This is a genomic window from Pseudomonas spartinae (assembly GCF_965197125.1).
GTDB classification, from domain to species: Bacteria; Pseudomonadota; Gammaproteobacteria; order Pseudomonadales; family Pseudomonadaceae; genus Aquipseudomonas; species Aquipseudomonas composti_A.
This window is the reverse complement of sequence record NZ_CBDAMB010000003.1, coordinates 556,929-582,823: the sequence shown is the minus strand read 5'-3', so window position 1 is coordinate 582,823 and position 25,895 is coordinate 556,929. Positions and strand designations below refer to the sequence as shown.

Here is a 25,895-nt window from a genome sequence, read left to right as displayed (position 1 = left end):
ATGCGTATCTTGGTGCTTTCCCAGTACTTCTGGCCGGAAAGCTTCATCATTAATGACATCGTGCGGACGCTCGACGCGCAGGGCCACGAGGCGGTGGTCGCCACCGGCAAGCCCAACTATCCCGATGGAAAGGTCTTCGATGGCTACCGCGCCGCAGGTACCCAGCGCGAACGCTACTTGGGACGCATCGACGTACTAAGGGTGCCGCTGTGGCCGCGCGGGCAGGGTGGGGCGAAGAATCTGATCCTCAATTACCTGTCCTTTGTATTCAGCGGTCTGCTGTGCCTGCCATGGATGCTGCGAGGGCGCCAGTTCGACGCGATTCTGGTATTTGCGCCATCGCCGATCACTCAGGCGATTCCGGCAATCCTGCTCAAGTGGCTGAAGAAGGCGAAACTGGTCCTGTGGGTGCAGGACCTGTGGCCGGAGAGTCTCTCGGCCACGGGTTTCGTGCGCAATCCGTATCTGTTGCGTGCGGTGGGCTGGATGGTGCGTGCTATCTACCGCCCGTGCGACATCCTGCTGGTGCAGTCGCGGGCGTTCGTCGAACCGGTGGCGCACTACGCTGACCACGCGAAGATTCAGTACTACCCCAACTCCATGGATGTAAGCAGCCCGAATGACGTGGCGCCGATACCTAGCGAGTTGCTTGAGATGCTCGAAAAATATTTCTGCGTTGTTTTCGCCGGTAACCTTGGTACAGCACAGGCGCTGGAAACCATCGTGCAGGCGGCGGTTCATCTGCGAGATGATCCGCATATCCGTCTGGTTCTGGTGGGTAGCGGTAGCCGCCTGGCCTGGCTCAAGGCACAGCAGCAGTCGCATGGTCTGGATAATCTTGTACTGCCAGGACGCTTCCCCATGGAGGCGATGCCGCAGATCTTCGAGCGCGCTTCTGCCCTGCTTGTATCGCTGAACAATGAACCGGCCTTCGCAAAGACCATCCCCAGCAAGATTCAGGCATACCTAGCCGCTGGTCGACCAATCATCGCCTGTATGAATGGCGAGGGGGGGCGAGTGGTCTGCGAGGCGCACGCAGGCCTCGCCTCGCCGGCCGAACAGGTGCTGCCGCTGGTGGCTAACATTCGACGTATCAAAGAGATGGGGGGGGCGGAGCGTATGACCATGGGCCGGTCTGGCAAGGCTTATTTTGATGCCAATTTTGAGATGGAGCGGCAGGTTGAAATCTTGGTGAAGTATATGGCGGGAACGCCTTTCAGCAAAGGTTGTGAATGATATGAAGGTTCTCGTCCTGGGTGTCACCGGTATGCTCGGCAATGCCGTCTTTCGCGTTTTTTCTGCCGATGCGGCTTACCAGGCCTGGGGCACGCTGCGCAGTGCTTCTGCCCTGCATCACTTTCCGCAGGGCAGCCATGCGCGCTTGCTCTGTGGCATTGATGTGCTGGACCAAGATACGTTGACCTCTGTCATAGCCCGGGTGAGGCCTGACGTGGTTATCAATTGTGTCGGGTTAATAAAGCACCTATCCCATGCTAAGGATCCGCTGACCGCACTGCCGATCAATGCCATGCTGCCGCATCGTCTCTCGCATCTATGCGAGTTGGTCGGTGCAAGGCTCATTCATGTCAGCACTGATTGTGTCTTTTCCGGGCGTAAGGGGTTGTATCGAGAAAGTGACCCATCAGATGCCGAGGATCTTTACGGAAAGTCCAAATACATTGGCGAGCTGCATGATTTACCGCACGCGATCACCCTGCGCACTTCAATTATTGGTCACGAACTTGATTCAAGCCACGCGCTGGTGGACTGGTTCTTGTCGCAGCAGGGCAATGTCAGGGGCTTTACCAAGGCGATCTTCTCTGGTCTGCCAACGCCGGAACTAGCGCGGGTAATTAAGGACTTCGTGATTCCGCACCCACGACTCAATGGTCTGTATCATGTTGCCGCCGCGCCGATCGACAAGTTCAAGCTGCTTGGTTTGGTTGCGGCGCAGTACGGCAATAAGGTTGGTATTAGCCCCGACGATGCGCTGATGATAGATAGATCGCTGGACGGCTCGCGTTTTCGTGACGCCACAGGTTATGTCGCTCCGGCATGGCCAGAGCTGATCCGGCGTATGTATGAGCAGCGCTATTATTCGCTGTAAAGAGAATCCACATAGCTGTTTGGCTATGTTTACCTTCTGGAAGGTTTTATGTTCGACAACAAGGTATTGATGATCACCGGTGGCACCGGTTCCTTTGGCCATACGGTGTTGCGGCGCTTCCTCGATACCAATGTGCGCGAGATTCGCATCTTCTCCCGCGACGAGAAGAAGCAAGAGGATATGCGCATCGCCCTGGCCAACGACAAGGTCAAGTTCTACATCGGCGATGTTCGTGATTACGACAGCCTCAAACAGGCCATGGTCGGCGTCGACTACATCTTCCATGCGGCGGCACTCAAGCAGGTACCGTCCTGCGAGTTCTACCCGATGGAAGCGGTGCGTACCAACGTCAACGGTACCGAGAACGTGCTCAATGCCGCTATCGCCAGCGGTGTGAAGCGCGTGGTGGTGCTTTCGACTGACAAGGCTGTGTACCCGATCAATGCCATGGGTATTTCAAAGGCCATGGCAGAGAAGCTGATGGTCGCCAAGTCGCGGATGATTCCCGAGGGCGGTACCGTGGTCTGTGCTACCCGTTACGGCAACGTTATGGCTTCGCGCGGTTCGGTAATCCCTCTGTTCATCGATCAATTGCGCGGCGGTGAGCCGCTGACTGTGACCGACCCGCAGATGACGCGTTTCCTGATGTCGCTGGAAGACTCGGTCGACCTGGTGCTGCATGCCTTCGAGCATGGCGAGCAGGGCGACTTGTTCGTGCAGAAGGCGCCCGCCTCAACCGTCGGAGATTTGGCCCAGGCGCTCAAGGAGCTCTTCGGCCACGACAACCCGGTGCGAGTCATCGGTACTCGGCATGGCGAGAAACTTTACGAGTCGCTGGTATCGCGCGAGGAAATGGCCAAGGCCGAGGACATGGGGCGCTACTACCGCATTCCAGCCGATAACCGCGATTTGAACTACAAGAAATACTTCGTCGAGGGCGAGGAGAAGATCTCCGAGCTGGACGACTACACCTCGCACAATACCCATCGTCTGGACATACCCGGCATCAAGGAGCTCCTGCTGAAGCTCGATTACATCAAGGAGCAGCTCGATGCTTAAGGTCATGACACTGGTCGGGACCCGCCCGGAACTGATCAAGATGAGCCGAGTGATCGCCGAGATGGACCGCCAGGTCAACCACGTGCTGGTGCACTCGGGGCAGAATTACGACTACGAGCTCAACCAGGTCTTCTTTGACGATCTGGAGATCCGTAAGCCCGATCACTTTCTCGGTGCCGCCGGCGAAACTGCCGCACAGACCATCGCCGAGGTGATTGCCAAGGCGGACGCCGTATTCGAACTGGAAAAGCCTGATGCGTTGCTGCTCTATGGCGATACCAATACCTGTCTGGCGGTAATCGCTGCCAAACGTCGTAAAATTCCGGTTTTCCACATGGAAGCGGGCAACCGCTGCTTTGATCAGCGGGTTCCGGAAGAGCTCAACCGCAAGGTGCTCGATCATCTCTCCGACATTAACCTGGTGCTTACTGAGCATGCCCGTCGCTATTTGATCGCCGAGGGCATTCGCCCTGAGACCATCATCAAGACTGGCTCGCACATGCATGAGGTGCTGGATTACTACAGGCCAAAGATCGAGGCCTCCGACGTGCTCACTCGTGAGGGGCTCGAGGCCGGAAAGTTCTTCATCGTCAGCACCCATCGTGAAGAGAACGTCGACACTCCGGACAACCTGCGCGATCTGCTTGCCACCTTGCGAGTGCTGGCCGACGAGTATGGCTTCCCGCTGATTGTCTCGACCCATCCTCGTACACGTAAGCGACTGGAGGCGCTGGGAGAATCGCTGGATCACCCACTGATCCGCTTCTCCAAGCCATTCGGTCTGCTCGATTACATCAAGCTGCAGATGAACGCCTTCTGCGTGCTTTCCGACAGCGGCACCATCACCGAGGAAGCCTCTCTACTCAACCTGCCTGCGGTAACGCTGCGCAATGCTCATGAGCGCCCCGAGGGTATGGATCAGGGCACGTTGATCATGAGCGGGTTGAAGAAGGATTCGGTGTTGTCTGCGGTCAGGGTCATCACCAGTCAGCATCAGGCTGGTGAACGAATGATCCCGCTGGTGCCGGACTACGAGGGCGGTCCAGTATCGCTGCAGGTGGTGCGGGTGGTGCTCAGTTATACCGACTACGTGAACCGTACTGTCTGGCGCAAGGACTGAGCATGCGTGTTCTGCTGACTGGCGCCAGCGGCTTCGTTGGCCGCGCTGTACAGGCGCGTCTGCTGGCCGACGGTTCGCATCGGTTGCGCTGTGCTCAGCGCAAGGCGCCGGTTGCTCCACTTGCCGGGGTGGAGTACTGCCTGGCTCCCTCGCTGGAGGCTGAGGCCGACTGGTCGCAGGCGCTCGCGGATGTGGATGCGGTCATTCACTGTGCGGCGCGGGTGCATGTGATGCATGAGCAGGCCGCCGATCCACTGGCGGAGTTTCGTCGAGCCAACGTCGAGGGTACGCTTCGCCTGGCTCGTCAGGCCGTGGCGGCGGGCGTGCGACGTTTCGTCTTCGTCAGCTCGATCAAAGTCAACGGTGAGCAGACTCTGCCGGGGCAGGCTTATAGAGCCGATGATGTTTCGAATGCGACGGACCCTTACGGCATCTCAAAGCGAGAGGCGGAGGATGAGTTGCTGGCCCTTGCCGCTGAAACAGGGCTGGAAGTGGTCATCGTCCGTCCGCCTTTGATCTATGGCCCCGGGGTCAAGGCCAACTTCTTGAGTATGATGCGCTGGTTGCAGCGAGGGGTGCCGTTGCCCCTCGGTGCCATAGATAACCGCCGCAGTCTGGTTGCACTGGATAATCTGGTGGACTTGTTGGTTGTGTGCCTTACCCATCCAGGGGCCAGCGGACAGCGTTTTCTGGTCTGCGACGGCGAGGATCTATCTACCAGCGAGTTGCTGCGTCGCCTGAGTGCCGCTCTCGGGCGCCCGGCGCGGCTCTTGCCAGTACCGCAGGTGTTGATTGAGCGGGTTGCGATCATGCTTGGACGGCGCCAGTTGAGTCAGCGCCTGTGTGGTTCGCTACAGATCAACATGGACAAGACGCGTGAGCGATTGGGTTGGACTCCTCCCTTTACGGTTGATCAAGCGCTAGCTAAGACAGCTGCGCACTATTTAAAAGAACTCTCTAGATGAACGTTATGGTTCTGATGGTGGCCATCTCTGTCGTGGCGTGGGGGCTTACGGCATTGCTGCGCCGTTACGCGCTGGCCCGTAGCCTGATGGATATGCCCAACGCGCGTAGCTCGCATACTCAACCCACTCCTCGTGGAGGAGGCATCGCCATTGTGGTGGCATTCCTCCTGGGCTTATGTGTTGCCTCCGCTACAGGTCTGGATCTGCCAGCGGAGATTTATTACTCGCTGCTAGGCTCGGGTTCGGCAATTGCATTGCTGGGATTCCTGGATGACCACGGTCACATTGCCGCCCGCTGGCGTTTGCTCGGACATTTCGCTGCTACTGCTTGGGCACTCTTCTGGCTCGGTGGGCTGCCTCCGCTGGTAATGGTTGGTCACTCAATTGATTTTGGTTGGCTGGGTTATTTGCTGGCCTCTTTGTATCTGGTTTGGTTGCTCAACCTTTACAACTTCATGGATGGAATCGACGGCATTGCCAGCATCGAGGCAATCTGTGTGTGCTTGGGGGGCGCCCTGTTGTATGTCCTCCACGGGTATACCGATGCCGCAGTGCTGCCGCTGTTGTTGTCATTTGCGGTGGCAGGATTTCTTTACTGGAATTTCCCCCCTGCAAAAATCTTCATGGGCGATGCGGGTAGTGGCTTTCTGGGTGTCGTGCTTGGTGTGCTTTCCTTGCAAGCGGCGTGGATCGATCAATCCTTGCTGTGGGGATGGCTGATCTTGTTGGGTGTTTTTGTGGTGGACGCGACCTTTACTCTCCTTCGGCGTTTACTGCGCGGCGACAGGGTTTATGAAGCTCACCGAAGCCATGCGTATCAATACGCTTCGCGTCAGTTTGGCCGGCATCTACCGGTTACTCTGGCGGTTGCTGCGATCAATCTCTGTTGGCTGTTACCTGTGGCAGTCTGGGTGGCGCAAGGCGGCGATGGTTTGATCGGACTATTGCTGGCTTACCTGCCTTTGATTGCGCTGGCTATCAAGTTTCGTGCTGGCGAACTGGAGCGGAGATGAGCCAGTTGCGTAGATTGCTTGTTCTTGGGGCTGGAGGTCACGGCAAGGCTGTTGCCGAGGCGGCGTTACTCTCTGGGGAGTGGCAGCACGTGGTTTTTCTCGACGATAGATGGCCTGAGCTGAAGGTTGTTTTTGGCCTGCCAGTGGTCGGCGGTCTGAGCCATTTGACTGAACATGCAGAGGCAACCGACGGAGCTATCGCCGCGGTTGGTAATAATGGCCTGCGCCGTGCCTGGCAAGAAAAGATAGCGGCCTCTGGCATTGCGTTGGTCAGCGTGGTTCACCCTCGTGCCTGTGTGAGTCCTTCAGCCTCGATCGGGCCCGGTTCAGCCATCATGTCACTGGCAGTCGTCGGCACTGAGGCTCGGTTGGGGCAAGGGGTGATCGTCAACGCGGGAGCGGTGGTCGACCATGATGCGACTTTGGACGACTATGCGCATCTTGGTGTCGGTGTCTGCTTGGCTGGGGGAGTCGCGGTCGGTGAAGCTGCTTGGCTGCAGGCAGGCTGCAGTGCTGGATATGGTGTCGCTATCGAGCCAGGTTTAGTTATCAAGCCTGGCCAGGCTTTAATTGCCAGGGATTGAGGTGTTGAGATGATTCGTCGACGAATAGAGTTATTACGCCAATCTCTTTTGCATTTGTCTCGTCGGCAAAAGCGTGTTCTTCAACTTGCTGTTGACGTGCTACTTATTTGGATGGCGCTGTGGCTGTCGTTTGCCGTTCGCATGGGAGATTTGGATGCTGCCAGACCTTTTTCTGGTCATGGCTGGCTGTTTTTACTGGCGCCTGCAATTGCTCTCCCGATCTTTATCAGATTGGGGATGTATCGTGCAGTAATGCGCTACGTAGGCAATGACGCCCTTGTGACGATAGCCAAGGCGGTTACCTTGTCTGCGTTGGTGTTGTCTCTGGCGGTTTATTGGTATCGCGGCCCGACAGCGCTCGTTCCAAGGTCCATGGTTTTTAATTATTGGTGGCTGAGCCTGCTGCTGTTGGGTGGTTTGCGTCTGACCATGCGCCAGTTCTTCATAGGGGATTGGTTCGAACCGATCGCCCGCCGGCGCGATGTCGAGTCAGGCACTTCCAAGGTCGCCATATATGGAGCCGGGGCGGCTGGTAATCAGCTGGTAGCAGCTTTGCGTTTGGGTAAAGCGATGCGTCCGGCTGCATTCATTGATGATGATTCCGGTATTGCGACTCGCACGATTGCGGGGTTGCGTGTTTACACGCCCAAGCATATTCAGCAAATGATCGATGAAACGGGTGTGACAGAGGTTTTGCTGGCAATGCCCTCTATTCCCCGGGCACGCAGGCGAGAAATTCTCGAAGCGCTGGAGCCTTACGCGCTGCATGTTCGCAGCATCCCTGGGTTTATGGATCTCGCCAGCGGCCGGGTAAAGGTCGAAGACCTTCAGGAGGTCGATATCGCCGACCTTTTGGGCCGTGATGCTGTGCCGCCTCGACAGGATCTGTTCGAGCGCTGCATCAAAAATCAGGTGGTGCTGGTGACCGGCGCTGGCGGCTCCATTGGTTCGGAGCTGTGTCGGCAGATCCTGGCGAGCGGCGCTCGTACGTTGCTGCTTTTCGAGCACAGCGAGTTCAATCTCTACAGTATCCACAGTGAGTTGCAGCAGCGAATCGAGCGGGAGTCACTGCCGATCAAGCTGGTGCCGATTCTCGGGTCTATCCGTAACTTCGAGCGTTTGTTCGATATTCTGCAGACTTGGCGTGTAAACACCGTTTATCACGCGGCTGCTTACAAGCACGTACCGATGGTCGAGCATAACGTTGCCGAGGGTGTGCTCAATAACCTGGTCGGTACGCTCAATGCCGCGCAGGCCTCGATCAAGGCGGGTGTTGCCAATTTTGTGCTGATCTCCACTGACAAGGCGGTGCGGCCGACCAATGTCATGGGCAGCACCAAGCGCTTGGCTGAGATGGTGCTGCAGGCGCTGAGCCGTGAATCTGCACCATTGTTGTTCGGTGATGAGCTGGGTGTTCATCACGTCAACAAGACCCGTTTCACCATGGTGCGCTTCGGTAATGTGCTTGGTTCTTCCGGGTCGGTCATTCCGCTATTCAGGGAGCAGATCAAGCTCGGTGGGCCGGTGACGGTGACGCATCCGAACATTACCCGCTATTTCATGACGATCCCCGAAGCGGCGCAGCTCGTCATCCAGGCGGGTTCTTTTGGGCAGGGCGGTGATGTTTTCGTGCTGGATATGGGCGAGCCGGTGAAGATTGCCGATCTCGCCGAAAAGATGATTCGGCTGTCCGGCTTGAGTGTGCGGGATGAGCGTACTCCTCATGGCGATATATCCATCGAGTTCACCGGGTTGCGTCCGGGCGAGAAGCTCTATGAGGAGCTATTGATTGGCGAGGACGTGAAGCCGACCGAACATCCGATGATCATGCGCGCGGAAGAGGACATGTTGCCCTGGGGTGAGCTCAAGGCCCGTTTGCAGGAGTTGTTGGCTGCGGTCAGTGAGGATGATTACGCTCGCGTGCGAGTGCTTCTTCGTGAAACAGTGCATGGTTATGTGCCGGAAGGTGAGATCGTCGACTGGATTCATCTCCGAAACCGGGAGCGTTGAGGTGATGATTTGACAGCTGGGAGATAGCGTCTAGGTTGATTTTAGTGCGGCTTGAAACCGCACTTGGATCTACATACGACAAAGGAATGCAATCATGCTAAAACTCCGTCTATCCTCCCTGCTGTTTGCTGTTCTCGCTTCTTTCTCTCTGGCTGCTACCGCAGCTGAACCTCCGAAAACCGAAAGTGCCAAGCCTGCTGCCGTTCAGCTGGCACAGGTAGCTGTGGTCAATCTTAATACCGCCGATGCTGCAACACTGCAGCGTGAGTTGTTGGGTATTGGTGCGACCAAGGCGCAGGCGATCGTGGCGTACCGCGAGGAGCATGGTAACTTCGCTTCGGTCGATGAGTTGCTTGAGGTGAAGGGGATTGGTGAAGCGACGCTGGAGAAGAATCGCGACAAGTTGAGTGTGAACTGACGCCTGGCGGCGTTTCTGTTTGGGCCGGTCTCTGACCGGCCTTTTGTGTTTGTAGGGTGCACGAATTGTCGTGGGGAAGGCGGCAAGCCCTGCGAAAAGCGTTCCGCAGGCACAAAAAAGCCCCGGTATGACCGAGTCCACGACCTGGACTCGACAGCGTAGCTGAACGCGCTTCAGTGCGGCCCTGAAGGGGTGAGCGGAGCGAATAACCTGGGACACAGTCCCTGGTGAGAGTCCGCAGGCAATAAAAAACCCAGCAGTTAGGCTGGGTTCTTGAATTTGGCTCCGCGACCTGGACTCGACAGCGCAGCTGAACGCGCTTCAGCGCGGCCCCGAAGGGGAGAGTGGAGCGAATAACCTGGGACGCAGTCCCTGGTGAGAGTCCGTAGGCAATAAAAAACCCAGCAGTTAGGCTGGGTTCTTGAATTTGGCTCCGCGACCTGGACTCGAACCAGGGACCCAATGATTAACAGTCATTTGCTCTACCGACTGAGCTATCGCGGAACAACGGCGCGTATGTTACTGATTAAAAAAGAGAAGTCAACACTTTGTGGCGGCTTCTGCATAGTGTGGATACGGTTGGTTCTGCGTCGCTATCGTGGGAGGGGCTTTAGCCGCGACAGTGTTGGTGGATCGCGGCTGAAACGGAATGTCGCCCAGCCACTCCTACAGTTGTTCGATACAAATAAAAACGCCGGCTTATGGGCCGGCGTTTTTATTCATTGCCAGGGCTTACAGCACGGCATGGATCGCGCGGGTGACGCTGTCCAGGTTGCCTTGGTTCAGCGCGGCGACGCAGATACGGCCAGTGCCGACGGCGTAGATGCCGAACTCTTCCTTGAGGCGCTCGACTTGCTCCACGGTGAGGCCGGAGTACGAGAACATGCCGCGCTGCTGCGCGACGAAGCCGAAGTCGCGTTTGGCGCCCAGTGCGGCGAGTTGCTCGACCATGGCCAGGCGCATGCTGCGAATGCGGTCGCGCATTTCGCCCAGCTCGGCTTCCCACATGGCGCGCAGTTCGGGGCTGTTCAGTACGTTGGCGACCACGGTGGCGCCATGGGTCGGCGGGTTGGAGTAGTTGGTGCGAATCACGCGCTTGAGCTGCGACAGCACGCGGGTCGATTCTTCGCGGCTGGCGGTGACCAGCGACAGGGCGCCGACGCGCTCGCCATACAGCGAGAACGACTTGGAGAAGGAGCTGGAGACAAAGAACTCCAGGCCCGACTCGGCGAACAGGCGCACGGCTTCGGCGTCCTGGTCGATGCCGTCACCGAAGCCCTGGTAGGCGATGTCGAGGAAGGGCACATGCTCGCGCTCGCGCAGGACTTCCAGCACGGCTTTCCAGTCTTCCAGCTGTAGGTCGACGCCGGTCGGGTTGTGGCAGCAGGCGTGCAGCACGACGATGGAGCGTGCTGGCAGGTTACGCAGGTCTTCGAGCATGCCGCCGCGGTTCACGCCGTTGCTGAACGGGTCGTAGTAGCGATAGTTCTGCACCGGGAAGCCGGCGGACTCGAACAGGGCGCGGTGGTTTTCCCAGCTCGGATCGCTGATGGCCACGGTGGCGTCTGGCAGCAGGCGCTTGAGGTAGTCAGCGCCGATTTTCAGTGCGCCGGTGCCGCCCAGGGCCTGGGTGGTGATCACACGGCCGGTTTCGATCAGGGCAGCGCCCTTGCCGAACAGCAGTTCCTGCACGGCCTTGTCGTAGGCGGCGATGCCTTCGATCGGCAGGTAACCACGCGGTGCGTGGGCCTCGATGCGCGCTTTTTCGGCTTCTGCGACGGCGCGCAGCAGCGGAATTCGCCCCTCCTCGTTGTAATAGACGCCCACGCCAAGGTTGACCTTGGTAGTGCGGGTGTCCGCGTTGAATGCTTCGTTGAGGCCCAGGATGGGATCGCGCGGAGCCATTTCGACGGCAGAGAAGAGACTCATGATGGGTGTGGCAACTCGAGTGAGGGGTGGGTGGCCAGGCGTCCCCGACAAAAGCGCTAGGGGGCGCGTAATCGGGGCGTTAGTATAACGACCCTGAATCCAGGGGGCGACAGCGCAAAGCCCTGAATTAAGGCCTTTTGCCAGGTAATTCGACTCTACCTGGACCTATCGCCGGATCGCCCCGCAATTCATGGCTTTTGACGCAGTCCGAGCGGATGCGTCACAGTCATTCGTCGAGGTGTGCATGTCCGAGTTTCAGTTAGTGACCCGCTTCAAACCTGCCGGCGATCAGCCCGAGGCAATCAGGCAGATGGTCGAGGGGCTGGAGGCCGGTCTTTCGCACCAGACCCTGCTGGGTGTAACCGGCTCGGGCAAGACCTTTTCCATCGCCAACGTGATTGCCCAGGTGCAGCGCCCGACCCTGGTGCTGGCGCCGAACAAGACCCTGGCCGCGCAGCTCTACGGCGAGTTCAAGGCATTCTTCCCGAACAACGCGGTGGAGTATTTCGTCTCCTACTACGACTACTACCAGCCGGAAGCCTACGTGCCGTCGTCGGATACCTTCATCGAGAAGGACGCGTCGATCAACGATCATATCGAGCAGATGCGCCTGTCGGCGACCAAGGCGCTGATCGAGCGCAAGGACGTCATCGTGGTCTGCACCGTGTCGTCGATCTACGGTTTGGGCAGCCCCGAGGAGTACCTGAAAATGGTGCTGCACCTCGACCGCGGCGACAAGATGGATCAGCGCGCCTTGCTGCGCCGTCTGGCCGAGTTGCAGTACACGCGCAATGACATGGATTTTGCCCGCGCCACCTTCCGTGTGCGTGGTGATGTGATCGACGTTTTTCCGGCGGAATCGGATCTCGAGGCCATTCGCGTCGAGCTGTTCGACGACGAGGTGGAGAGCATCAGCGCCTTCGATCCGCTGACCGGCGAGGTGATCCAGAAACTGCCGCGCTTCACCTTCTATCCCAAGAGTCACTACGTCACGCCGCGCGAAACCCTGCTGGAGGCGGTGGAGCACATCAAGGTCGAGCTGCAGCAACGCCTGGAATACCTGCGTGGGGCGAACAAGCTGGTGGAGGCGCAGCGCCTGGAACAGCGCACGCGCTTCGATCTGGAGATGATCCTCGAGCTGGGCTACTGCAACGGTATCGAGAACTACTCGCGCTACCTCTCGGGGCGCCCATCTGGCGCGCCGCCGCCCACTCTGTACGACTATCTACCGGACGAGGCGCTGCTGGTGATCGACGAATCCCATGTCTCGGTGCCGCAGGTCGGCGCGATGTACAAGGGCGACCGCTCGCGCAAGGAGACCCTGGTGGAATACGGCTTCCGCCTGCCGTCGGCGCTGGATAACCGGCCGATGCGCTTCGAGGAGTGGGAGGCGGCCAGCCCGCAGACCATTTTCGTTTCTGCCACGCCTGGGCCCTACGAGGCCGAGCATGCCGGGCGCGTGGTGGAGCAGTTGGTGCGACCGACCGGCCTGGTCGACCCGCAGATCGAGGTGCGCCCGGCGCGCACTCAGGTCGATGATTTGCTTTCGGAGATCCGCTTGCGGGTGGCGTCGGGGGATCGCGTGTTGGTCACCACCCTGACCAAGCGCATGGCCGAAGATTTGACCGATTATCTGGGCGATCACGACGTCAAGGTGCGCTATCTGCACTCGGACATCGACACCGTGGAGCGGGTGGAGATCATTCGCGATCTGCGCCTGGGCGCGTTTGACGTGCTGGTGGGCATCAACCTGTTGCGCGAGGGCCTGGACATGCCCGAGGTGTCGCTGGTGGCGATCCTCGATGCGGACAAGGAGGGCTTCCTGCGCAGCGAGCGCTCGCTGATCCAGACCATCGGCCGCGCGGCGCGCAACCTAAACGGCCGAGCGATTCTGTACGCCGACAACATGACCGGCTCGATGCAGCGCGCCATCGGCGAGACCGAACGCCGCCGCGCCAAGCAGATCGCTTTCAACGAGGCCAATGGCATCGTACCCAAGGGCGTGCAGAAGGACGTCAAGGACATCCTCGAGGGCGCCGTCGTGCCGGGCGCGCGCAGCAGCAAGCGCAAGGGCATGGCCAAGGCGGCGGAGGAGAGCGCCCGTTACGAGGCCGAGCTGCGCTCGCCCAGCGAGATCACCAAGCGCATTCGCCAGCTGGAAGAGAAGATGTATGCCCTGGCGCGCGATCTGGAGTTCGAGGCCGCGGCGCAGTTGCGTGACGAGATTCAGAAGCTGAGGGATCGGCTGTTGCAGGTGTGATGTGGCAGTGAGTGTTGGAGGCGCTTTAGCGGCGACGGTCGCGGCTGAAGCCCCTCCCACGGTTCCACGTGTTCCCGTGCGTAGATCACGCCTTATCGATCCATTGCCACGGCGGATGTAAAAACGGCATTCACTTTGCGACTGAGTTCGCGGCTGAAGCCGCTCCTACAGATGAGAGGCCGAAGTAGGGTGGATCACGCTTAATCGATCCACCATCTGGTGGATGTAAAAAGGCGGCATCCACCCTACGTGGTAGGCGTCTCAATGTGCCGCGCTGCCGCCTGCCATGTTCTGCGGCAGCTTTCGCGTCAGCAGAATCGCCAGCATGCTCACCGCCAGGGCGATGCCGATGAAATGGAAGGCATCGTTGTAGGCCATGATGATCGCCTGTTCATGCACGATCTGGCTGAGCTTGGCCAGGGCCGCCTGTTCGCTGCCCAGCGTCTGCGTCAGCAGGTGCAGGCGCTCCTCCACCTGCGGGTTGGTCGGCACGATGGATTCGCGCAGGTAGTCGAAGTAGACCTTGGCCCGAGCGTCGAGCAGGGTGGCCAGCAGGGCGATGCCGATGGCGCCGCCGAGGTTGCGCAGGATGTTGAACAGGCTGGAGGCCGAGCCGGCATCCTGCGGCATGATGTAGGCCGTGGCGATCAGCGACACCGTGACCATCACCAGCGGTTGGCCGAGGGCACGGACGATCTGGATATGGTTGAACTGCGGGCCGGCGAAGTCCGGGTTGAGCACGCCGGAGAAGAAACTCGCCGCGCCGAACAGGGCGAAACCCAGGGCGCACAGCCATTTCGGCGAGATGATCTTCATCAGCTTGGGCACCAGCGGGATGAGGAACAGCTGTGGCACGCCCATCCACATGATTACTTCACCGATCTGCATGGCGTTGTAACCCTGGATCTGCGCCAGGTACAGCGGCAGCACGTAGATCGAGCCGTAGAGACCGACGCCCAGGCCCAGGCTGGAAATGCTGGCCAGGCCGAAGTTGCGTTCGCGCAGTACGCCGAGGTTGATCAGTGGGTTGGGGCGGGAGATCTGCAGGATGACGAATAGGATCAGGCTGACCAGCGCCACGCTGCCCAGGCCCACGATCAACTGCGACTCCAGCCAGTCCTTGCGATGCCCTTCTTCGAGGAACACCTGCAGGCAGCCCAAGCCCAGGCCCAGGGTGACGATGCCGGCGTAGTCGGTGGTCTTCAGCAGTTCCCAGTGCGGCGCCTTCTTCTCCAGGCCGTAGAGCAGGCCGGCGATCATGATCAGACCGGGCGGCACGTTGATGTAGAAGATGTATTCCCAGCCCCAGTTTTCGGTCAGCCAGCCGCCCAGTGTCGGCCCGATGGAAGGGGCGAAGGTGGCGGTGATGGCGAACAGGGCCATGCCCTTGGCGCGGTGATGCTCGGGCAGCTTGATCAGCGTCATGGTGAACGCCAGCGGGATCAGTGCGCCGCCGGTGAAGCCCTGCAGCGCGCGAAACACGATCATGCTCTCCAGGCTCCAGGCCATGGAGCACAGCAGCGAGGCGATCAGAAATCCCACCGACACCCAGACCGCCAGGCGCCGCGCCGAGAGCAGCTGCACCAGCCAGGCGGTCAGCGGGATCATGATGATCTCGGCCACCAGATAGGACGTGGAAATCCACGAGCCTTCCTCCAGTGTCGCGGACAGCGCGCCCTGGATGTCCTTGAGCGAGGAGTTGGTGATCTGGATGTCCAGCACCGCCATGAAGGCGCCGAGCATGGCGCTCATCACGGCGATCCAGTCGCGGCGGCTGGGCTCTGCCGTCGCGCGGATCAGTGCATCACCCGCCATGGCTGTCGTCGCTGCGCAGGTCCACGCTGACGTCTACCGACATGCCGGGGCGAATCAGTCCGCGCAGCGGGTTGTCGGCGGCGAAGGTCAGTTTGACCGGGATGCGTTGCACCACCTTGGTGAAGTTGCCGGTGGCGTTGTCTGGCGGCAGCAGGCTGAATTGCGCGCCGGAGGCTGCGAACAGGCTGTCGATGTGGCCTTCGATGGGCGTGTCCGGGTAGCTGTCGAACAGCAGCTCTGCCTTCTGCCCCGGGCGCATGCGGCCGATCTGGGTTTCCTTGAAGTTGGCCTGGATCCAGATGTCCTGGTCCGGCACCAGCGACAACAGATAGGCGCCGCTCTGTACCACCTGGCCTTCACGCGCGGAGCGCTGGCCGACGATGCCGCTGATCGGCGCAAGGATCTGCGTACGCGACAGGTTGAGGTCGGCCTGCTCCAGATCGGCCTGGGCGGAGAGAATCAACGCGTCCAGGCGCTTGAGCTCGGCGTCCAGGCTGGCGACCTGTTGACGCTGCGCTTGCAGGTCGGCCTGAGCCTTGGCCACCTGCGAGCGGGCCACGCGGTTGTCGGCCGCCAGTGTGGTGACCCGTTCTTCGGAGACATAACCAGGCTTGCGCAGGGTCTGCGCGCGGCCGAGATCGAGCTTGGCACGATCAAGAGTCGCCAGGCTGGCCGCGACGTCGGCCTGGCTGGCGGCAATCAGGCTGGCTTGCTGGTCGAGCTTGCTTTGCGCCTGGGCGCGTTCGGCCCGATGGGTTTCCAGGGCGGCGAGGGCGCGCTGGCGGGCCAGGCGAAAATCGCTGTTCTCCAATTCGACCAGCAACTGGCCGGCTTCCACGGGCTGATTGTCCCGTACCAGCACCTTCTCGATGCGCGCGTTCAACTGACTGGAGACGCGCGTGATCTCGCCCTGCACATAGGCGTTGTCAGTGCTCTCGTGGTAACGGCCGACCAGTAGCCAGTGGGCGAGCAGGGCGCCAGCGATCAGCACCAGCAGGATCACGAAGACGAAAAGACGGCGTTGCAGTTTGACGGGCATGCTTGAGGCTCGGGACGCGGCAGGGAAATGCAAGTAAATTTAACAGTGTTCCCTTTGCGCTAGTAGACTCTAGGTCCGGCATGCTTTGTTGCGTATGAGGAACAATGATGGGGCTTGATGATGCACTGATCTTTACCCGGGTGGTGGAGTGTCACAGCTTCACCCAGGCTGCGACCCATCTTGGTATGCAGAAGTCGACCGTGAGCCGGCGCATCGCGCTGCTCGAGGAGCGTCTTGGGGTGCGCCTGCTCAATCGCACCACGCGCAAGTTGCGCCTGACCGAAGTCGGGCAGGCTTATTACGAGCGCTGTCGGCAGATCATGCTCGACTTCGCCGAGGCCGAGCAGGCGGTGATGCAGTTGCAGCGCGAGCCCTCGGGGCTGCTGCGGATCACTTCGCCAATCGAGTTCGGCCAGTTGTTCCTCGGGCGTGTGCTCGGCGAGTTCATGCGCCAGTACCCGCAGATCGATGCCGAGGTCGAGTTGACCTCGCGCGCCGTGGATCCGTTGGAGGAGGGCGTGGACATCGCCATCCAGGTCGGCCAGCCGCAGGATTCCACCTTGATTGCGCGCAAACTGTTCGAGAGCGGCCGGCGCCTGTGCGCGAGCCCTGCCTATCTGGCTGCGCATGGTACGCCGCGCAGTGTCGCCGAGCTGGAGGGGCATCGGGCGATCCTCCTGCAGCACGATGCCCCGCGCTACTGGCCGCTGCTGGGCGAGCATCTGCCCTGTCAGCGGGTGATGACCTGCAACAACATCACCTTCGCCCGTGAGGCGACCCTCGCTGGCGCGGGTATTTCCGGGCTGCCGGTGATGATCAGCGAGGATGCGGTGCGCAGTGGGCGCCTGGTCGAACTGTTGCCTGAAGCGCGACTGCCGGTGGGCGAGGTCTACGCGATCTACCCGTCGCGGCGCTTCCAGGCGATGAAGGTCAAGACCTTCCTCGACTTCCTGATCGCCAGCTTGCCCATCACCCGTGGCGGGTTGCTGGAGCCAGGGGCCGCCGGCCTGCTAACATCGCCCGCTTGATTCAAACCTCGTGTCTTCCTTCCGAGAGCATTCATGACCACCGTCCGTACCCGTATCGCGCCATCGCCAACCGGCGACCCTCATGTTGGCACCGCCTACATTGCACTGTTCAACTTGTGCTTCGCTCGCCAGCACGGTGGCCAGTTCATCCTGCGTATCGAAGACACCGACCAGTTGCGTTCGACCCGCGAATCAGAGCAGCAGATCTTCGATGCCCTGCGCTGGCTGGGCATCGAGTGGGACGAGGGCCCGGACGTCGGTGGCCCGCACGGCCCGTATCGGCAGAGCGAGCGTGGCGAGATCTACAAGAAATACTCCGACGAGCTGGTCGCCAAGGGCCATGCCTTCCCGTGCTTCTGCTCCGCCGAGCGCCTTGATGAAGTGCGCGCGCAGCAGATGGCCAACAAGGAAACCCCACGTTACGACGGTCACTGCATGCACATGGAGCCGGCCGAGGCACAGCGTCGCATTGCTGCGGGCGAATCGCACGTGGTGCGCATGAAGGTGCCGAGCGAGGGCGTCTGCGTAGTGCCGGACATGCTGCGTGGCGATGTCGAGATCCCATGGGATCGTATGGACATGCAGGTGCTGATGAAGGCTGACGGCCTGCCCACCTACTTCCTGGCCAACGTGGTCGATGACCACCTGATGGGCATCACCCACGTGTTGCGCGGCGAGGAATGGCTGCCTTCGGCGCCCAAGCTGATCAAGCTCTACGAATATTTCGGCTGGGAGCAGCCGGCGCTGTGCTACATGCCGCTGCTGCGCAATCCGGACAAGAGCAAGCTGTCCAAGCGCAAGAACCCCACCAGCATCACCTTCTACGAGCGCATGGGCTATCTGCCGCAGGCCATGCTCAACTACCTCGGCCGCATGGGCTGGTCGATGCCGGACGAGCGCGAGAAGTTCTCCCTGGCTGAGATGATCGAGCACTTCGACATCAACCGTGTGTCGCTGGGCGGGCCGATCTTCGATCTGGAGAAGTTGTCCTGGCTCAATGGCCAGTGGTTGCGTGAGCTGCCGGTGGAAACCTTTGCCGCTGAAGTGCAGAAGTGGGCGTTGAATCCTGAATACCTGATGAAGATCGCGCCGCACGTACAGGGCAGGGTGGAAACCTTCAGCCAGATCGCACCGTTGGCCGGTTTCTTCTTCTCTGGTGGTCTGAACCTGGATGCCAAGCTGTTCGAGCACAAGAAGCTCTCGGCCGATCAGGTGCGCCAGCTGATGCAGCTGATCCTGTGGAAGCTCGAGTCGCTGCGCCAGTGGGAAAAGGAGCGCATCACCGGCTGCATCCAGGCCGTGGTCGAGCATCTGGAGCTGAAGCTGCGTGATGCCATGCCGCTGATGTTCGCCGCGATCACCGGTCAGGCCAGCTCGATATCGGTACTCGATGCCATGGAAATTCTCGGCCCGGATCTGACTCGTTTCCGTCTGCGCCAGGCGCTGGAGCTGCTCGGTGGCACCTCGAAGAAAGAGGCCAAGGAGTGGGAGAAGCTGCTGGCGGCCATCAACTGAGCTGAGGCGTGAACCTGTAGCAGAGGTTTTAGCCGCGACGGCTGGTGTTGTCGCGGCTACGACTGCATGGATGCAGGAGGTAGAACGAAGCAGGATGCCAGAGTCGAAAGTCCCTCCTACACTCAACTTTTATCCTCCGTGGGTTCTAAGTAATTGTTCTAGTGGCAAAAACTTTGGGCCGGCAGGAAAAATGTTGTTGACAGGCAATCGGGGCGCTCTTAACATGCGCCCCGTCCTCGAGATGGGGCTATAGCTCAGCTGGGAGAGCGCTTGCATGGCATGCAAGAGGTCAACGGTTCGATCCCGTTTAGCTCCACCAATCTCGGCTCCTTAGGGAGTGCCAGAATCGATGCGAGTCGGTTCACGATCAGGGTCTTGCGTCCCCTTCGTCTAGTGGCCTAGGACACCGCCCTTTCACGGCGGTAACAGGGGTTCGAGTCCCCTAGGGGACGCCACTTATTCCAGCCGCAACGCTGAGGCGTTGCAGCCGACCGCAAGGTTTCGGGGCTATAGCTCAGCTGGGAGAGCGCTTGCATGGCATGCAAGAGGTCAACGGTTCGATCCCGTTTAGCTCCACCAAACACTGACAAGGCCAGCTTAGTGCTGGCCTTGTTATTCGAAGGTTTTGTCCCCTTCGTCTAGTGGCCTAGGACACCGCCCTTTCACGGCGGTAACAGGGGTTCGAGTCCCCTAGGGGACGCCATATTCCAGACGCAGCGCGCAAGTGTTGCGAACCGACCGCAAGGTTTCGGGGCTATAGCTCAGCTGGGAGAGCGCTTGCATGGCATGCAAGAGGTCAACGGTTCGATCCCGTTTAGCTCCACCAATCACACACAAGGCCAGCCTAGTGCTGGCCTTGTCGTTCGAAGGTTTCGTCCCCTTCGTCTAGTGGCCTAGGACACCGCCCTTTCACGGCGGTAACAGGGGTTCGAGTCCCCTAGGGGACGCCATTTTTCTTGCCGCATTTGCGGAACCCAGGGGCCACCTCTTACGAGGTGGCCCCTTTTTGTTTGCGCGTTTTTTATTTCTGAATCCTCAGGTGGCGGTTTAGCCAGGCGGACCAGCGGTCTCGGTAGCGGCTTGCAAGTTAATATGATGGATGTAATATTGCATGCATCATATTAAGGCGATGGTCATGAACGAGCGTAAAAGCGAAACCCGTCAACGCATCATCGCCGCAGCTGGCCGTGTGCTCGCCGAGCGTGGCCCCAGTGACCCGGCAGTAGCTGAAGTGATGGCGGCGGCGGGGCTGACGGTGGGCGGTTTCTATGCGCATTTCGCCAGCAAGGACGCACTGATGCTCGAAGCCTTCCGCCAGTTGCTCGAGCTGAGGCGCGAGCGCTTTGCCGAGTGCGATCAGCGCCTGTCTGGCAGGGAGCGTCGGGTGCTGCTGGCGGCGTTCTATCTCTCGCGCAGGCACCGTGACGATGCTGAGGATCGCTGCCCGCTGCCGAGTTCGCTGGCGGAAATCTCGCGTTTGTCGGCGGGCTTTCGTCAGTCTTTGGCCGAGCACACTGAATTGATGGCGGCGCATATGAGCGCCACGCCGGAGGAAGCGGATGTCGCGCTGGCTGATCTGGCGCTGATGATCGGTGGTCTGGCGCTGGCTCGGGCATTGGGGCCTGGCGAGCTGTCCGACCGGGTATTGCGGGCCGCCAAGGCGGCAGTTGTCTGAAATCGAGCGAGAGGAACAAGGTGATGAATCAGATGACCTGGGTGCGAGGTGTCAACGCTACGCTGGGCAGGGTAGCCCCGCAATTGATCGCCAGCCGCTTGCGCGAGCGCTTCATGACGCCGCGCAGGCTGCCGCCGCGGGACTGGGAGCTGCCGTTGCTGGCCAGTGCCGAGCGCATCACCCTGCGCTTTGGCCTGTCAGCGCTGCGCTGGGGGAGCGGGCCGACGGTGCTGCTGATGCATGGTTGGGAAGGGCGTCCAACCCAGTTCGCGCAGCTGATCCACGGTCTGGTCGACGCCGGCTATGGCGTCGTGGCGCTGGATGCGCCTGCCCATGGCCGTTCGCCTGGGCGTCAGGCCAATGTGGTGCTGTTTGCACGTGCATTGCTCGAGGCCGCCAGTGAACTGCCGCCGTTACGCGCAGTGATTGGTCACTCGATGGGGGGCGCCAGCGTGTTGCTGGCCACGCAAATGGGCTTGCGCAGCGAGACCCTGGTGACCATTGCTGCGCCAAGTCGCATCCTGGGTGTGTTGCGCGGCTTCGCGCGGTTCATGGGCCTGCCGGCGGAGGCGCGAGCGCACTTCGTTCGCCAGGTGGAAACGACGGCAGGCATTCCCGCGGCCCATCTCGATGTGCAGCGTTACCAGTTGGACGTGCCAGGCTTGGTCGTGCATGCCGAGGATGACCCGGTCGTGCCGGTGGGCGAGGCCGATCTGATCCACGAGGCCTGGTTCGACAGTCAGTTGCTGCGTCTGCCGGCAGGCGGACATCAGCGCTTGCTGAGTGATCCTCTGATCCTGCAGGCCGTGCTCAAGCTGCTGGAGCACGTGCCTCAGGCGTCGTTGAAGGCCCTGGCCTCGTAACTGACCACGCGGTTGCGCCCGCCCGCCTTGGCGCGATACAGGGCGCGGTCTGCCAGCTCCAGCCAGTGCTCTGCGCAGCCAGGGTCGCTCGGCACTGCGGCGTGCAGGCCGATACTCAGGCTCAGTGCTATCGACTGCTGCTGGTAAGAGCAGGGATTGCGCGCGAGGTCCTCGCGCAGTTGTTCGGCCAGGTCGAGCGCGCCGGTGAGGTCGGTGCTGTCGAGCAAGGCGACGAACTCCTCGCCGCCGAAACGCGCCAGCAGGTCGCTGCTGCGCAGGCGCTGCTGGATGCGCTGGGCTGCATGGCGTAGGCAGGCATCGCCAGCGAGATGGCCGTAGCGATCATTGACCTGTTTGAAGTGATCCAGATCCAGCATCAAGACCGCCAGCGACTGGCGGCTGCGCTCGGCACGGGCGCAGGCGCGCGTCAGTTCTTCGCTGAGTGTCTGGCGGTTGAACAGGCCGGTCAGCCCGTCGCGGCGATTCAGCTCGGCCAGCCGCATGTTGGCCTTGGATAGCTGCTGCAAGGTGTCCTGCAGTGTTGAGGTTCGCTCCTGTACGCGCTGCTCCAGGCTGTCGCTGATCTGTGTCTGCAGTTCCAGGTGCTTGGTCTGCTCGTTGCGCAGGCGGCGCTCCTGCTCTATCAGCTTGGCCTGGGCCTGGCGTTCGGCGTCCTGTATCAGGCGAATGCGCGAGGCGAGGGCGATGGAGAACACCGTCATTTCGATCAGGCCGCCAATCTGTTGGGCGTGCTGTGTCAGCTGGGAGTACGGCAGCAGCCCAGTGCCGGTGAGGATGCTGGCCAGGCTGGCGGCGATCAGCACGAACCAGCCCAGGGCGAACAGGCGCGCAGCCGGGTAACCACCGCGCCAGCGCAGCAGGGTGATGACGAAGGCGGCCAGGGCGCAGGCCGCGACCAGCACGAAGCTGCCGATCAGGGCGGGCGCGTAGGGCCCGAAAAGCGCCATGCCCAGCACCAGCCAGGCGCCGGCCTTGAGTGCATTGACGCTCCAGCGATAGGGCCTGGCCGCTTGCCCCAGCTCCAGTACGCCATAGGTGAAGTGAATGCCGCACAGCGTCGCCAGTGCCGAGCTGAAGGGGAAGCTCAGTTGATGCCAGGCAAGGGCGTTGGGCCACAACCATTGCAGGGCGAAGCCGAGCTGGATGAACTGGTAGAGACCGAAGCTGGCGACGAACAGGCTGTACCAGAGGTAGTTGCGGTCGCGGGTGATGCAGAAAATGCTCAGGCTGTAGATCAGCATCGCCAGCAGGGCGCCGAAGAACAGGCCTTGGAGCAACAGGCTGCGTTGTTCCTGATGGTCGAAGGCCTCGCGTGTCATCAGGCTGGCGCTGAGGTTGGCCGAGCCGTCGGTCTGCATGCGCAGCCAGATGCGCTGTTGCTCGCCTGGCTTCACATGCAGGGGCAGGACCAGCTGCCGGTGTTCGACCCAGCGCCAGTCGAAGGGACGCTGGTCGCCGGCGCGATAGATGCGCTTGCCGTCCAGGCCGTAGGCGTCGAGTTGATCGAGCAATGGATTGCCGATCAACAGCACCCAGCCAAGCGAGCGTTTATGCGGGTTGTTTACGTCCAGGCGCAGCCAGTAGCTGTTGCCGCTGTAGCCGAAGCTGGCATCGCGCCGTGCTACCGCCTGCCAGGCAGAATCGGGTAGCGCACGGACATCGGTGATGTCGGCCCCACCGCCAGAGTCTTCCCAGTACTCCATGTAGGGGCCGGGCAGCGCCGGCGTCTGGCCGATCGGCAACGGCATGCTTTGCGCCCAGGTCAGCGCTGGCACTAGCAGAAGCATCAATAGGCGCAGGATGGCAGTCAATTGCTCGTTCTCGGGCTCGCGGGCGAGTGCGCTGCATTATGGCGCGCGACGATGGTGCGATGAAAGCTCGCACTGCAGGGAGAGGCTGCGCCGCGTATCATGCGGCATCTGATCGAACGCCGCCGAGGATGCGCGGTCACGCCAGAAACCGGATCGCTCAGCTTGCTGCGTGCAGGCTGCAAACCTGGAGGTACAGTCATGAATTGGGAGTTGCCCAACCCCTTCGTCATCGATATCGAAGTGAGCGCGGAGGACATCGACGGCCTTGGCCATGCCAACAACGCGGTGTACGTCAGCTGGCTGGAGCGTTGCGCCTGGCGGCACTCGCAGTTTCTCGGGCTGGACCTGGTGGAGTATCGCCGTCTGGACCGCGCCATGGCGGTGGTGCGTCATGAGATCGACTACCTGGCCAGCGCCTACGAAGGTCAGCATCTGCAGATGGCAACCTGGATCGTCGAGTCCGATCAGCGTCTGAAGATGGATCGACGTTTTCAGCTGGTGCGCCCGGAGGATGGCCTGACCTTGCTGCGCGCGAAGACCACCTTCGTCTGCATCGAGCTGTCCAGTGGGCGCCCCAAACGCATGCCGGCGGAATTCGTCGAGGGCTATGGCAAGGCGCTGATGCCGCCTTATCCGCTGGAGCTGTAAGGCCGCTCAGTCATTGAGCGGGGCGAGAAACACCTGCTCGGCTTCGACCATGACGGCCAACTGGCGGGTTTCGCCGGGCTGCAGGATGACGGACTGCGCCACGTCCGGCCCGAGGCCGCCGCAATAGCCATCTGGCGACATGGCCACGGCGACGCTCAACTCGCCGCTGGGCAGGTCCAGGCTGGTGTGCTCGCCGGGGCCAAGTTTCGCCACCACCTGCCGGTTGACGTAGATCTCCACGTCGCAGGCATTCGGTGCATTCATGTCGCGGCTGAGTATCAGACGGGCCGGCGCATCGGCAACCGGATCGGCTGGCATGGGGGCGATGTTGCCTGGCAACCCATCGTTGGCCTGCGCGTCCAGACAACAGATACCCAGGACGATCAGCGCGAGATAACGCATGGTGAGTTTTCCTGTTTGACGATGAACCAGTGTGGCCCATCTTGCGCGTCGTGCGCGACCCCTTAAACTGTGCGCCCCATTTTTCCGGACAACCTCATGCAAATCGCCCTGGCGCCCATGGAAGGGCTGGTCGACGAGATTCTGCGCGACGTGCTGACCCGCATCGGCGGCATCGACTGGTGCGTCACCGAGTTCATTCGCGTCAGCGAACGGCTGTTGCCGGCTGCCACCTATCACAAGCTGGCACCCGAGTTGTTCAATGGCTCGCGCACGCAGGCCGGTACGCCGATGCGCGTGCAGTTTCTTGGTTCTGATCCGCAGTGTCTGGCGGACAACGCCGCCTTCGCCTGCACGCTCGGCGCGCCAGTGATCGATCTCAACTTCGGTTGCCCGGCCAAGACGGTGAACAAGTCGCGAGGTGGCGCGGTGTTGCTCAAGGAGCCGGAGTTGCTGCATGCCATCGTCCGTGAGGTGCGGCGCACGGTGCCGGCGGCGATTCCGGTCACTGCGAAGATGCGCCTGGGCTTCGAGGGTAAGGAGGGGGCGCTGGACTGCGCACGAGCGCTTGCCGAGGGCGGCGCCAGTCAGATCGTCGTGCATGCCAGGACCAAGGTCGAGGGCTACAAGCCGCCGGCTCACTGGGAGTGGGTGGCGCGCGTGCAGGATGTGGTCGGCGTGCCGGTATTCGCCAATGGTGAAGTGTGGACGCTGGACGACTGGCGCCGTTGCCGCGAGATCAGTGGTGTGGACGACATCATGCTGGGGCGAGGGCTGGTTTCCCGCCCCGGGCTGGCGCGGCAGATCGCTGCCGTCAGGGCCGGTGGCGAGCCGGAGGAAATGAATTGGGCCGAACTGCAGCCGCTGCTGCTCGACTTCTGGCAGCAGGCGCGGCGCAAGTTGGTGCCGCGCTATGCGCCGGGGCGCCTGAAGCAATGGCTGGCGATGCTCACGCGCACCTATCCGCAGGCTGTCGCGTTGTTCGCCGAGGTTCGCCGCGAGCAGGATTGTCAGCGTATCGATCAGTTGCTGGCGCTGCCTACGTAGGGTGCGATTTCCTGGCTCTTGAAAAATTTCCGAGCGACCTCAGATAAGTGACTGCGGGATGCCGAAGTCGGGTTCCGCGATATGACACTTGCTGAAATTTTCAGGAGATTACTCATGAGCAACGTACTGTCCCTGGCCCCTCTGTTTCGCCAGTCCGTCGGTTTCGACCGTTTCAACGATCTTTTCGAGTCTGCCCTGCGTAGCAACGATGCCGGCAGCTCCTACCCGCCCTACAACGTCGAGAAGCATGGCGAGGACCACTACCGCATCGTGGTTGCGGCTGCCGGCTTCGAAGAGAGTGACCTGGAACTGCAGGTCGAGCGGGGCGTACTCACCGTGATCGGCAACAAGCGTGACCGCAGCGCCGAGAGCATCAGCTACCTGCATCAGGGCATTGCCCAGCGCGCTTTCAAGCTGTCGTTCCGCCTGGCCGACCATATCGAGGTCAAGGGGGCTGACCTGGTCAACGGTCTGCTCCATGTCGAGCTGGAGCGCATCGTGCCGGAAGAGGCCAAGGCCAAGCGCATTCCTATCGGCAGCCAGCGTCCGGCGCTGGAAAACTGAGCCGA

22 protein-coding genes and 7 tRNA genes are annotated in these 25,895 nt (G+C 60.9%); 23 read left to right on the top strand and 6 right to left on the bottom strand.

The genetic code is table 11. From position 1 onward, the window contains the following. The 9 genes from ACN8M7_RS10160 (at window position 1) to ACN8M7_RS10120 (ending at window position 9,276) form a co-directional block, all read left to right on the top strand. Window positions 1-1,236, top strand: coding sequence for a glycosyltransferase family 4 protein (locus ACN8M7_RS10160; RefSeq protein ID WP_490260664.1), 1,236 nt, complete (start codon window positions 1-3; stop codon window positions 1,234-1,236). Window position 1,237: 1 nt separating this feature from the next. Then, on the top strand, window positions 1,238-2,107 hold the full coding sequence (locus tag ACN8M7_RS10155) for a dTDP-4-dehydrorhamnose reductase family protein (protein ID WP_490260663.1): 870 nt from the start codon (window positions 1,238-1,240) through the stop codon (window positions 2,105-2,107). Between the two features lie 48 nt (window positions 2,108-2,155). After that, window positions 2,156-3,166 (top strand): polysaccharide biosynthesis protein, encoded by a 1,011-nt coding sequence (locus tag ACN8M7_RS10150; RefSeq protein ID WP_490260662.1) that lies wholly within the window; start codon window positions 2,156-2,158, stop codon window positions 3,164-3,166. After that, a complete protein-coding gene (wecB, locus tag ACN8M7_RS10145) occupies window positions 3,159-4,286 on the top strand; it encodes a non-hydrolyzing UDP-N-acetylglucosamine 2-epimerase (protein WP_490260661.1) in 1,128 nt (375 codons plus the stop codon). Before ACN8M7_RS10150 ends, wecB begins: the two co-directional genes overlap by 8 nt. A 2-nt stretch (window positions 4,287-4,288) precedes the next feature. Then, window positions 4,289-5,251: a UDP-glucose 4-epimerase family protein gene (locus ACN8M7_RS10140; RefSeq protein WP_490260660.1), complete on the top strand. Its 963-nt coding sequence runs from the start codon at window positions 4,289-4,291 to the stop codon at window positions 5,249-5,251. Beyond that, a complete protein-coding gene (locus ACN8M7_RS10135) occupies window positions 5,248-6,264 on the top strand; it encodes an MraY family glycosyltransferase (RefSeq protein WP_490260659.1) in 1,017 nt (338 codons plus the stop codon). The genes ACN8M7_RS10140 and ACN8M7_RS10135 overlap by 4 nt, the downstream gene beginning before the upstream one ends. Further along, window positions 6,261-6,848, top strand: coding sequence for an acetyltransferase (locus tag ACN8M7_RS10130; RefSeq protein WP_490260658.1), 588 nt, complete (start codon window positions 6,261-6,263; stop codon window positions 6,846-6,848). The genes ACN8M7_RS10135 and ACN8M7_RS10130 overlap by 4 nt, the downstream gene beginning before the upstream one ends. Before the next feature lie 9 nt (window positions 6,849-6,857). Then, window positions 6,858-8,858: a polysaccharide biosynthesis protein gene (locus ACN8M7_RS10125; RefSeq protein ID WP_490260657.1), complete on the top strand. Its 2,001-nt coding sequence runs from the start codon at window positions 6,858-6,860 to the stop codon at window positions 8,856-8,858. 94 nt (window positions 8,859-8,952) lie between these two features. After that, window positions 8,953-9,276 (top strand): ComEA family DNA-binding protein, encoded by a 324-nt coding sequence (locus tag ACN8M7_RS10120; protein WP_490260656.1) that lies wholly within the window; start codon window positions 8,953-8,955, stop codon window positions 9,274-9,276. 428 nt (window positions 9,277-9,704) lie between these two features. On the opposite strand, the gene ACN8M7_RS10115 is transcribed toward ACN8M7_RS10120, so the two are convergent. Next, a tRNA-Asn gene (locus ACN8M7_RS10115) sits at window positions 9,705-9,780 on the bottom strand. A gap of 228 nt (window positions 9,781-10,008) precedes the next feature. Then, a complete protein-coding gene (locus ACN8M7_RS10110) occupies window positions 10,009-11,205 on the bottom strand; it encodes an amino acid aminotransferase (protein ID WP_061239609.1) in 1,197 nt (398 codons plus the stop codon). Window positions 11,206-11,449: 244 nt separating this feature from the next. Here ACN8M7_RS10110 and uvrB point away from each other — a divergent pair, with 244 nt between their 5' ends. Then, a complete protein-coding gene (uvrB, locus tag ACN8M7_RS10105) occupies window positions 11,450-13,465 on the top strand; it encodes an excinuclease ABC subunit UvrB (RefSeq protein ID WP_490260655.1) in 2,016 nt (671 codons plus the stop codon). A gap of 261 nt (window positions 13,466-13,726) precedes the next feature. Here the strand turns inward: uvrB and ACN8M7_RS10100 are convergent, their stop codons facing one another. Beyond that, entirely contained in the window at window positions 13,727-15,280 is a 1,554-nt protein-coding gene (locus tag ACN8M7_RS10100) for an MDR family MFS transporter (protein WP_061239605.1), read from the bottom strand. Beyond that, on the bottom strand, window positions 15,270-16,319 hold the full coding sequence (locus ACN8M7_RS10095; protein ID WP_061239603.1) for an HlyD family secretion protein: 1,050 nt from the start codon (window positions 16,317-16,319) through the stop codon (window positions 15,270-15,272). Before ACN8M7_RS10095 ends, ACN8M7_RS10100 begins: the two co-directional genes overlap by 11 nt. Before the next feature lie 107 nt (window positions 16,320-16,426). On the opposite strand from ACN8M7_RS10095, the gene ACN8M7_RS10090 reads away from it, so the two are divergent. From ACN8M7_RS10090 to ACN8M7_RS10045, 10 genes are all read left to right on the top strand, one after another. After that, window positions 16,427-17,347, top strand: a complete 921-nt coding sequence (locus ACN8M7_RS10090; RefSeq protein ID WP_490260749.1) for a LysR family transcriptional regulator — start codon at window positions 16,427-16,429, stop codon at window positions 17,345-17,347. A 33-nt stretch (window positions 17,348-17,380) separates the two neighbouring features. Beyond that, entirely contained in the window at window positions 17,381-18,862 is a 1,482-nt protein-coding gene (gene gltX, locus ACN8M7_RS10085) for a glutamate--tRNA ligase (RefSeq protein ID WP_490260654.1), read from the top strand. A 243-nt stretch (window positions 18,863-19,105) separates the two neighbouring features. Then, window positions 19,106-19,181, top strand: a tRNA-Ala gene (locus tag ACN8M7_RS10080). A 60-nt stretch (window positions 19,182-19,241) separates the two neighbouring features. Next, window positions 19,242-19,317: transfer RNA gene (locus ACN8M7_RS10075), tRNA-Glu, on the top strand. A gap of 48 nt (window positions 19,318-19,365) precedes the next feature. Then, a tRNA-Ala gene (locus ACN8M7_RS10070) sits at window positions 19,366-19,441 on the top strand. A 48-nt stretch (window positions 19,442-19,489) separates the two neighbouring features. After that, window positions 19,490-19,565: transfer RNA gene (locus tag ACN8M7_RS10065), tRNA-Glu, on the top strand. A 47-nt stretch (window positions 19,566-19,612) separates the two neighbouring features. Then, window positions 19,613-19,688 (top strand) — tRNA-Ala (locus ACN8M7_RS10060). Between the two features lie 48 nt (window positions 19,689-19,736). Further along, window positions 19,737-19,812: transfer RNA gene (locus ACN8M7_RS10055), tRNA-Glu, on the top strand. A gap of 185 nt (window positions 19,813-19,997) precedes the next feature. Beyond that, window positions 19,998-20,537: a TetR/AcrR family transcriptional regulator gene (locus tag ACN8M7_RS10050; RefSeq protein ID WP_490260653.1), complete on the top strand. Its 540-nt coding sequence runs from the start codon at window positions 19,998-20,000 to the stop codon at window positions 20,535-20,537. A 23-nt stretch (window positions 20,538-20,560) separates the two neighbouring features. Continuing rightward, window positions 20,561-21,400, top strand: coding sequence for an alpha/beta hydrolase (locus ACN8M7_RS10045; RefSeq protein ID WP_490260652.1), 840 nt, complete (start codon window positions 20,561-20,563; stop codon window positions 21,398-21,400). Here ACN8M7_RS10045 and ACN8M7_RS10040 read toward each other — a convergent pair. Beyond that, on the bottom strand, window positions 21,370-23,208 hold the full coding sequence (locus ACN8M7_RS10040; protein ID WP_490260651.1) for a sensor domain-containing diguanylate cyclase: 1,839 nt from the start codon (window positions 23,206-23,208) through the stop codon (window positions 21,370-21,372). The genes ACN8M7_RS10045 and ACN8M7_RS10040 overlap by 31 nt on opposite strands. A gap of 222 nt (window positions 23,209-23,430) precedes the next feature. On the opposite strand from ACN8M7_RS10040, the gene ACN8M7_RS10035 reads away from it, so the two are divergent. Continuing rightward, window positions 23,431-23,880: an acyl-CoA thioesterase gene (locus ACN8M7_RS10035; protein ID WP_490260650.1), complete on the top strand. Its 450-nt coding sequence runs from the start codon at window positions 23,431-23,433 to the stop codon at window positions 23,878-23,880. 6 nt (window positions 23,881-23,886) lie between these two features. On the opposite strand, the gene ACN8M7_RS10030 is transcribed toward ACN8M7_RS10035, so the two are convergent. Next, window positions 23,887-24,282 (bottom strand): hypothetical protein, encoded by a 396-nt coding sequence (locus tag ACN8M7_RS10030; RefSeq protein ID WP_490260649.1) that lies wholly within the window; start codon window positions 24,280-24,282, stop codon window positions 23,887-23,889. A 96-nt stretch (window positions 24,283-24,378) separates the two neighbouring features. On the opposite strand from ACN8M7_RS10030, the gene ACN8M7_RS10025 reads away from it, so the two are divergent. Together ACN8M7_RS10025 and ACN8M7_RS10020 are read left to right on the top strand one after the other, a co-directional pair. Next, window positions 24,379-25,326 (top strand): tRNA dihydrouridine synthase, encoded by a 948-nt coding sequence (locus ACN8M7_RS10025; protein WP_490260648.1) that lies wholly within the window; start codon window positions 24,379-24,381, stop codon window positions 25,324-25,326. Window positions 25,327-25,440: 114 nt separating this feature from the next. Next, window positions 25,441-25,890 (top strand): Hsp20 family protein, encoded by a 450-nt coding sequence (locus ACN8M7_RS10020; RefSeq protein WP_061239008.1) that lies wholly within the window; start codon window positions 25,441-25,443, stop codon window positions 25,888-25,890. The last annotated feature ends 5 nt before the right edge of the window (window positions 25,891-25,895 follow it).

Excerpts from the sequence above, each read along its gene's own strand:
- uvrB (WP_490260655.1), top strand. The coding sequence starts at position 11,450 with ATGTCCGAGTTTCAGTTAGTGACCCGCTTCAAACCTGCCGGCGATCAG.
- ACN8M7_RS10040 (WP_490260651.1), bottom strand. The coding sequence starts at position 23,208 with ATGCTTCTGCTAGTGCCAGCGCTGACCTGGGCGCAAAGCATGCCGTTG.
- ACN8M7_RS10125 (WP_490260657.1), top strand. The coding sequence starts at position 6,858 with ATGATTCGTCGACGAATAGAGTTATTACGCCAATCTCTTTTGCATTTG.
- ACN8M7_RS10160 (WP_490260664.1), top strand. The coding sequence starts at position 1 with ATGCGTATCTTGGTGCTTTCCCAGTACTTCTGGCCGGAAAGCTTCATC.
- ACN8M7_RS10130 (WP_490260658.1), top strand. The coding sequence starts at position 6,261 with ATGAGCCAGTTGCGTAGATTGCTTGTTCTTGGGGCTGGAGGTCACGGC.
- ACN8M7_RS10135 (WP_490260659.1), top strand. The coding sequence starts at position 5,248 with ATGAACGTTATGGTTCTGATGGTGGCCATCTCTGTCGTGGCGTGGGGG.
- ACN8M7_RS10155 (WP_490260663.1), top strand. The coding sequence starts at position 1,238 with ATGAAGGTTCTCGTCCTGGGTGTCACCGGTATGCTCGGCAATGCCGTC.
- ACN8M7_RS10035 (WP_490260650.1), top strand. The coding sequence starts at position 23,431 with ATGAATTGGGAGTTGCCCAACCCCTTCGTCATCGATATCGAAGTGAGC.
- ACN8M7_RS10020 (WP_061239008.1), top strand. The coding sequence starts at position 25,441 with ATGAGCAACGTACTGTCCCTGGCCCCTCTGTTTCGCCAGTCCGTCGGT.
- gltX (WP_490260654.1), top strand. The coding sequence starts at position 17,381 with ATGACCACCGTCCGTACCCGTATCGCGCCATCGCCAACCGGCGACCCT.
- ACN8M7_RS10095 (WP_061239603.1), bottom strand. The coding sequence starts at position 16,319 with ATGCCCGTCAAACTGCAACGCCGTCTTTTCGTCTTCGTGATCCTGCTG.
- ACN8M7_RS10140 (WP_490260660.1), top strand. The coding sequence starts at position 4,289 with ATGCGTGTTCTGCTGACTGGCGCCAGCGGCTTCGTTGGCCGCGCTGTA.
- ACN8M7_RS10030 (WP_490260649.1), bottom strand. The coding sequence starts at position 24,282 with ATGCGTTATCTCGCGCTGATCGTCCTGGGTATCTGTTGTCTGGACGCG.
- ACN8M7_RS10120 (WP_490260656.1), top strand. The coding sequence starts at position 8,953 with ATGCTAAAACTCCGTCTATCCTCCCTGCTGTTTGCTGTTCTCGCTTCT.
- ACN8M7_RS10090 (WP_490260749.1), top strand. The coding sequence starts at position 16,427 with ATGGGGCTTGATGATGCACTGATCTTTACCCGGGTGGTGGAGTGTCAC.
- ACN8M7_RS10025 (WP_490260648.1), top strand. The coding sequence starts at position 24,379 with ATGCAAATCGCCCTGGCGCCCATGGAAGGGCTGGTCGACGAGATTCTG.
- ACN8M7_RS10050 (WP_490260653.1), top strand. The coding sequence starts at position 19,998 with ATGAACGAGCGTAAAAGCGAAACCCGTCAACGCATCATCGCCGCAGCT.
- ACN8M7_RS10100 (WP_061239605.1), bottom strand. The coding sequence starts at position 15,280 with ATGGCGGGTGATGCACTGATCCGCGCGACGGCAGAGCCCAGCCGCCGC.
- ACN8M7_RS10110 (WP_061239609.1), bottom strand. The coding sequence starts at position 11,205 with ATGAGTCTCTTCTCTGCCGTCGAAATGGCTCCGCGCGATCCCATCCTG.
- wecB (WP_490260661.1), top strand. The coding sequence starts at position 3,159 with ATGCTTAAGGTCATGACACTGGTCGGGACCCGCCCGGAACTGATCAAG.
- ACN8M7_RS10150 (WP_490260662.1), top strand. The coding sequence starts at position 2,156 with ATGTTCGACAACAAGGTATTGATGATCACCGGTGGCACCGGTTCCTTT.
- ACN8M7_RS10045 (WP_490260652.1), top strand. The coding sequence starts at position 20,561 with ATGAATCAGATGACCTGGGTGCGAGGTGTCAACGCTACGCTGGGCAGG.